Here is a 6,444-nt window from a genome sequence, read left to right on the forward strand (position 1 = left end):
TGTGGCGTTAGCGAGGCGCGGCTGCCGCGCGCACCTGCGTGGAAGAAAGGGCGGCCGGCGCGTCGTCCTGCAGCTCGAGCCGGCCGGCGGCCGCGAGTTCGCGGCAGCGCCACCAGGCGATCGAGTCGCTGACGAACAGCCCGCCGCGGTCGGCCCCGGCCATGATGCCGCCGACGACGCGTCGCGCGGGCAGCCAGCCGGTTTCCGCGTGCGCGACGATCAGCGCGTCGAGGTCCGCGTAGTGGCCGCTCTTGATCGTGTTGCTGACCCAGTAACGCAGTTCGGCATTCAGGTGCTTCGCCTCCTGCCATTCGAGCGCGAGGCGCCCGATGCGCAGTACCGAGATCGGCGCGGCCGCCGGCCGTTTGCGGGCGAGTGCCGCGGGCGAGAACATCCCGGTCGAACAGGCCTGGTCGGTGCGGCTCAGCGCCGCGCGCTGCGGGGCGTCGAGGTCCGCGGCCGACAACCGCACCTCGTTCAGCCGCTGCGGCACGTTGCGCAGGTGATAGGCGACGCGGCGCAACAGCAGCTTGTCGCCGACGCTCGGTGCGTGCCAGACGACCACCTGGTCCGTATCCATCGCGAGCTGGTCGAGGCGGGTGAATTCAGCTTCGATCTCCGCATGCCAGTCGGGAATCTGGTCGCCGAGCACGCGCTGCCAGAAGGCGGCGCGCGTGTCGGGCGTCTCGTCGGCGCCCTTCAGCGGCCCGACCGCGAGATCGTCGAGCAATCCGACGACGCGCTCGTCGCGTCCGGCCTGCGCGAGAGCCTCGCGCAGCGACGCGGCGGCGGTGCCGCCCTGAATCACGTGAATGGTACTCATCGGCCTGTCATCAACAAAAGAAAACCGCCGGCCGGGCGGACGTTGCGATGTCCAGCCGGCCGGCGGCCCCTAGTGTAAGCGAGATGTGTGACGACGAGAAACCGGCGCGCCGCGCCGGCGCGACGCCGCTCAACGCTCGTCGAAGCTCACGACGACCTTGTCGCTGATCGGGTGGCACTGGCACGTGAGCACGAAGCCGTCCTTCACTTCGTGTTCCTCGAGCGTGTAGTTCTTCTCCATCCGGACTTCGCCTTCGACCACCTTCGCACGGCACGTGCAGCATACGCCGCCCTTGCACGCGTACGGCAGCGCGAGGCCCGCGCGCAGGCCGACGTCGAGCAGGCTCACGCCTTCGTACGGCAGACGCAGCTTGCGCTTCTTGCCGTCGAGCACGATTTCGAGGTCGGCGGCCGGCGTCTGGTCGGTGATCTCGACGACGGGCGCGCCCGCCTGCGGCAGCGGCGTCCCGAACCGTTCGACATGCACCTTGGCCTGCGGCACGCCGGCTGCCTTCAGCGCGGCTTCGGCCGCGTCCATCATCGGCGCGGGGCCGCAGATGAACGCTTCGTCGATCGCGTCGGCCGGCGTCAGCGTGGCGAGGAATTCCGCGCATTTCGCCTGGTCGAGCACGCCGTTGAACAGCTCGACGTCCTGCTGGTCGTCCGACAGCACGTGATACAGGACGAAGCGGTTCATGTAGCGGTTCTTCAGGTCCTCGAGCTCCTCGGCGAACATGATCGCGTCGACGCTGCGGTTGCCGTAGACCAATGTGAACGTGCTGCGCGGCTCGAGCTCGAGCGTCGTCTTCACGATCGCGAGCACCGGCGTGATGCCCGATCCGCCGGAGAACGCGACGTACTGCTTGCCGTGGTCGGCGTTCAGGTGCGTGAAGAAGCGGCCGTCCGGCGTCATCACGTCGATCGTGTGGCCGGGCTTCAGCGTGTCGAACGCGAAGTTCGAAAACCGGCCGCCGCGCACGCGCTTGATGCCGATGCGCAGTTCGCCGTCGCGGTCGTAGTCGGTCGTGCCGACGCAGATCGAGTACGAGCGGCGCGTTTCCTCGCCGTCGATGTGGGTCTTCAGCGTGACGAACTGGCCCTGCGTGAAGCGGTACGCGTCGCGCAACTCGGGCGGCACGTCGAAGGAGACGGTGACGGCGTCGGCGGTCTCGGGGCGCACGTCGCGGATACGCAGCGGGTGAAATTGCGGGGTCGCCATGGTCAATAAGGTTTGAAGTAGTCGAAGGGTTCGCGGCAGTCGACACAGCGATACAACGCCTTGCAGGCCGTGGATGCGAATTGCGCGAGACGCTCGGTGCGGGCGGAACCGCAGCGCGGGCAGACGGGCGCCGCGACGGGGCGCGGCACGAAACGCACGACGTTTTCCCGCGGCGCGGCGCCGGCGCACTGGCCGACGGGCGGCGCGATGCCGTACGCGCGCAGCTTGTCGCGCGCTTCCTGGGTGATCCAGTCGGTCGTCCACGCGGGCGCGAGCACCGTCTCGATCCGGTGCGGCGGCAGGTCGGCGGCGTGCATCGCTGCGGCGATGTCCTCGGCGATCTGCGACATCGCCGGACAGCCGGAGTAGGTCGGCGTGATCACGACTTCGAGCAGGCCGTCGTCCGCGCGACGGACGTCGCGCAGGATGCCGAGCTCGCGGATCGACACGACCGGAATCTCGGGATCGGGCACGGCTTCGAGCACGTCCCACGCGCGCGCGAGCAACGGGTCGTTGCGGTGCGCGGCGGGTGCGGCGTCGGCGGGTGAGGCGGTCTGGACGGACATCGTCGGGCTCCGTTGGGTCGGCCGGTTACCAGCTCGCGCCGGGGTGCTGGCGCGCGAGGCTCTGCATTTCCGCCAGCAGGTAGCCCATGTGTTCCGAGTGCTCGCCCTGCTTGCCGGTCGTCACGTGCTGCACGGGCGCGGGCAGGGTGAGCGTCGCTTCCGCGAGCGCATCGTCCACGTCCGCGCGCCATGCGGCTTCGAGCGCGGCCGGCGCCGGGCCGATGCCCGGTGCGGAAACCGCGTCGTCGATCGCGTCGGCCGCGAAGAACTCGCGCGTGTACGGAATCAGGTAGTCGAGCGCGGCCTGTGCACGGCGATGCGATTCGTCGGTGCCGTCGCCGAGGCGCACCAGCCATTCGCGCGCATGCTGCACGTGATAGCGGGTTTCCTTCACCGATTTCGCGGCAATCGCGGCGAGTTGCGCGTCCGTCGACGTTTCGAGCGCGGTCCACACGTGCAGCATCAGCGTCGCGTAGAGAAAATTGCGCACGATGGTCACCGCGTAGTCCTTGTCGGCGTGCGCGGTGCCGGCGATCGGGCCGTAGTGCGGCAGCTCGGCGAGCGTGAAGTTCGCGAATTCGCGCTCGGTGCGGAAGTACGCGTAATCGTCTTCCGTCTTCGCCGCGCCGTTCAGCTGGCGGTCGAGGTCGGCTGCGTGCGTATACAGCATGCGGGCCTGGCCGATGAGGTCGAGGCTCATGTTGGTGAGCGCGATGTCTTCCTCGAGGATCGGGCCGTGGCCGCACCATTCGGCGTTGCGCTGACCGAGGATCAGCGCGTTGTCCGCGAGGCGCAGCACGTAGGAGAGGTGTTCGGGCGTGATCGTCATGGCGCGGGCGTTACATGTGGTTGACTTCGTCGGGCAGCGTGTAGAACGTCGGGTGACGGTAGATCTTGTCGCCCGCCGGTTCGAACAGCTCGGCCTTCTCGGCCGGATCCGACGCGGTGATCGCCGACGACGGCACCACCCAGATGCTCACGCCTTCCTGGCGGCGCGTGTAGACGTCGCGCGCCATGCGCAGCGCCATCGACGCGTCGGCCGCGTGCAGGCTGCCGCAATGCTTGTGGTCGAGGCCCTGCTTGCTGCGCACGAACACTTCCCAGATCGGCCATTCCTTGTTCATCACTCTCTCTCCTGAATCCTGTATTCGATGATTGCCGCTCAGGCGGCGTGCTGTTCGGCGCGGGCGCGGCGCTTGGCTTCGTGCGCGAGCGCGGCTTCGCGCACCCACGCACCGTCGTCGTGCGCCTTCACGCGGGTCGCGAGGCGTTCCTTGTTGCACGGGCCGTCGCCGTTGACGACGCGCCAGAATTCATCCCAGTCGATCGCGCCGTAGTCGTGGTGGCCGCGCGCCTCGTTCCATTTCAGGTCCGGGTCGGGCAGCGTCACGCCGAGCACCTTTGCCTGGTCGACCGTCGCGTCGACGAACTTCTGCCGCAGGTCGTCGTTCGAGATCCGCTTGATGCCCCATTTCGCGGACTGGTTGCTGTGGACCGAATCCGCATCGCTCGGCCCGAACATCATCAGCACCGGCCACCACCAACGATTCACCGCCTGCTGGACCATCGCGCGCTGCGCGTCGGTGCCCTTCATCATCGACAGTAGCGCATCGAAGCCCTGGCGCTGGTGGAACGACTCTTCCTTGCACACGCGGATCATCGCGCGCGCGTACGGGCCGTACGTGCAGCGGCACAGCGGGATCTGGTTCATGATCGCGGCGCCGTCGACGAGCCAGCCGATCACGCCGACGTCGGCCCAGGTCGGCGTCGGATAGTTGAAGATGCTCGAGTATTTCGCCTTGCCGGCGTGCAGCGCGTTGATCAGCGCGTCGCGCGATACGCCGAGCGTTTCGACTGCGCTATATAGATAGAGGCCGTGGCCGGCTTCGTCCTGGACTTTCGCGAGCAGGATCGCCTTGCGCTTCAGGCTCGGCGCGCGCGAGATCCAGTTGCCTTCCGGCAGCATGCCGACGACTTCCGAGTGCGCGTGCTGCGAAATCTGGCGGACCAGCGTCTTGCGATAGGCGTCGGGCATCCAGTCCTGCGGTTCGATCTTGCCGTCCGCGGCCATGACCGCGTCGAACCGCGCCTGCTCGGGCGACTCGGCTGCGGCGTCGAGCGGTGCGACGTTGCCGGGGATGTCGAGGGATTGCGTGTACATGGCGGAGGATCTCGTCCGGTTGAATGTGTGCGAAGTATAAACCAACCGACCGGTCGGTTAATAAATTTCTTGCGGATTTGCATCGGGACTCGGGTAAACGTGGGGCGAGGGGCGCGGCCGCCGGTCGGGAAGGCGGTCCGGCGCGTGAGACAGGCGGCTTCTGCGGCACAATGCCTGCTTTCCGATGAGGATTTCGCCGATGTCATTTCGAAGCAGTTTCGTCGCGACCGTGCTGGGCGCATCCGTTTTCCTGTCGCCGTTCGCGGTCTCGGCCGCACCGGCCGGGTGGGTCGCTGCGTGGGCGACCGCGCTGCAGCCGATTCCCGACCTGGCTGCGCCGCCGCCGCTCTACCGCGCGCCGGACGTGGCTGGGCGGACCGTTCGGCAGATCGTCTACCCGACGGTTTCCGGGCATGCCGCGCGGATTCGTGTCAGCAACGCCTACGGTCGCGCGCCGCTGGTGATCGAGGCTGCCAGTCTCGCGCGCGCCGGTGACGGCGCGGCGCTTGCCGACGCGACGGGGGCTGCCGTGCGCTTCGGCGGCAAGACGTCGGTGACGCTCGCCCCGAGCCAGGAACTCGAAAGCGACCCGGTGGCGATCGACGTGACGGCCGGGCAGCCGTATGCGATCAGTCTGCGCATGGGGGCAAACCAGCGGATGACCGTGTGGCACCGTGTGTCGAACCAGCTCAATTACGTATCGGCGCCGGGCGATCACGTGAACGATCCGGGCGCCGGCGCATTCCGCACGCGCTTTACCCAGTATGCATGGGTGACTGAACTGGCCGTCGAGGCGGGCGCCGCACGAGCGAGTGTCGCCGCGATCGGGGACTCGATCACCGACGGGCTGCGCTCGAGCCTGAATCGCAATCATCGTTGGCCGGATGCGCTGGCGCGCCGGCTGGCCGCGGCGGGTTCGGATTCGCTCGGCGTCGTGAATCTCGGGATCAGCGGCAATCGGCTGCTGAGCGATTCGGCATGCTACGGCACGTCGCTGGCGTCGCGGTTCGAGCGCGATGCGCTTTCGCGTTCGGGGGTGAAGGCGGTGATCGTGCTGATCGGCATCAACGACATCAACTTTGCGGCGATGCCGTCGCGTGCGGGGCTCGATTGCGACAACCCGCATACGCAGGTCACGGCCGCTTCGTTGATCGACGGCTACCGCCGGTTGATCGAGGCAGCGCATCGCCAGGGCGTGAAGGTCTTTGGCGCGACGCTCACGCCTGCGGCCTTGCCGGCCGAGCGCGAGGCGGTCCGGCTCGAGGTGAACCGTTGGATCCGGAGCGGCGGCGGATTCGATGGCGTGGTCGACTTCGACGCGGTGCTGCGCGACCCGGCTCGCCCGAGTGTGCTGCAGCGCCGGTACGACAGCGGCGACGGCATTCATCCGAGTGACGCGGGTTACACGGCCATGGCCGATGCCGTGCCGATGGAGCGGCTGCAGGCTGCAGTCGGCGGCAAGTGACGTCGCTCTATATATAGAGCGATGACCCGCCGGCTTCTTTGAAATTGCGGGCGGCACGCGGCCCCTCGAACCTGAAGCCCCGTGCGCGGCAGCGCACGAGGGCTTTTTCAAAATATTTTCACAAAGGGGTTGCGGAGACCGGGGCGGGTGCTTAGAATCACGCCTCTTTCGCGCTAACGGAAACGCAGCGCGGGAGGAGAAGGGAAGCGGC

At 67.9% G+C, this 6,444-nt stretch carries 7 protein-coding genes; 1 reads left to right on the plus strand and 6 read right to left on the minus strand.

Annotated elements, in window-relative coordinates:
• Positions 1 to 7: 7 nt before the first annotated feature.
• From ACV22V_RS17325 to paaA, 6 genes are all read right to left on the minus strand, one after another.
• Entirely contained in the window at positions 8 to 823 is an 816-nt protein-coding gene (locus tag ACV22V_RS17325; protein ID WP_059699706.1) for a DUF1835 domain-containing protein, read from the minus strand.
• Between the two features lie 129 nt (positions 824 to 952).
• Complete coding sequence (gene paaE / locus ACV22V_RS17330) at positions 953 to 2,041, minus strand: 1,2-phenylacetyl-CoA epoxidase subunit PaaE (protein ID WP_059533373.1); 1,089 nt, start codon at positions 2,039 to 2,041, stop codon at positions 953 to 955.
• Positions 2,042 to 2,043: 2 nt separating this feature from the next.
• The gene (paaD, locus tag ACV22V_RS17335) at positions 2,044 to 2,607 is read right to left on the minus strand and encodes a 1,2-phenylacetyl-CoA epoxidase subunit PaaD (RefSeq protein ID WP_059533371.1); all 564 of its coding nucleotides are present in this window, start codon (positions 2,605 to 2,607) and stop codon (positions 2,044 to 2,046) included.
• Between the two features lie 25 nt (positions 2,608 to 2,632).
• On the minus strand, positions 2,633 to 3,436 hold the full coding sequence (gene paaC / locus ACV22V_RS17340) for a 1,2-phenylacetyl-CoA epoxidase subunit PaaC (protein WP_059533369.1): 804 nt from the start codon (positions 3,434 to 3,436) through the stop codon (positions 2,633 to 2,635).
• Between the two features lie 10 nt (positions 3,437 to 3,446).
• Entirely contained in the window at positions 3,447 to 3,731 is a 285-nt protein-coding gene (gene paaB / locus ACV22V_RS17345; protein WP_006752453.1) for a 1,2-phenylacetyl-CoA epoxidase subunit PaaB, read from the minus strand.
• 38 nt (positions 3,732 to 3,769) lie between these two features.
• Positions 3,770 to 4,768: a 1,2-phenylacetyl-CoA epoxidase subunit PaaA gene (gene paaA, locus ACV22V_RS17350; protein WP_448014805.1), complete on the minus strand. Its 999-nt coding sequence runs from the start codon at positions 4,766 to 4,768 to the stop codon at positions 3,770 to 3,772.
• A gap of 199 nt (positions 4,769 to 4,967) precedes the next feature.
• On the opposite strand from paaA, the gene ACV22V_RS17355 reads away from it, so the two are divergent.
• Positions 4,968 to 6,233 carry an SGNH/GDSL hydrolase family protein gene (locus tag ACV22V_RS17355; RefSeq protein ID WP_448014807.1) on the plus strand — a complete coding sequence of 422 codons (1,266 nt, stop codon included), beginning with the start codon at positions 4,968 to 4,970 and terminating at the stop codon, positions 6,231 to 6,233.
• The last annotated feature ends 211 nt before the right edge of the window (positions 6,234 to 6,444 follow it).

The organism is Burkholderia sp. AW33-5 (assembly GCF_053427615.1).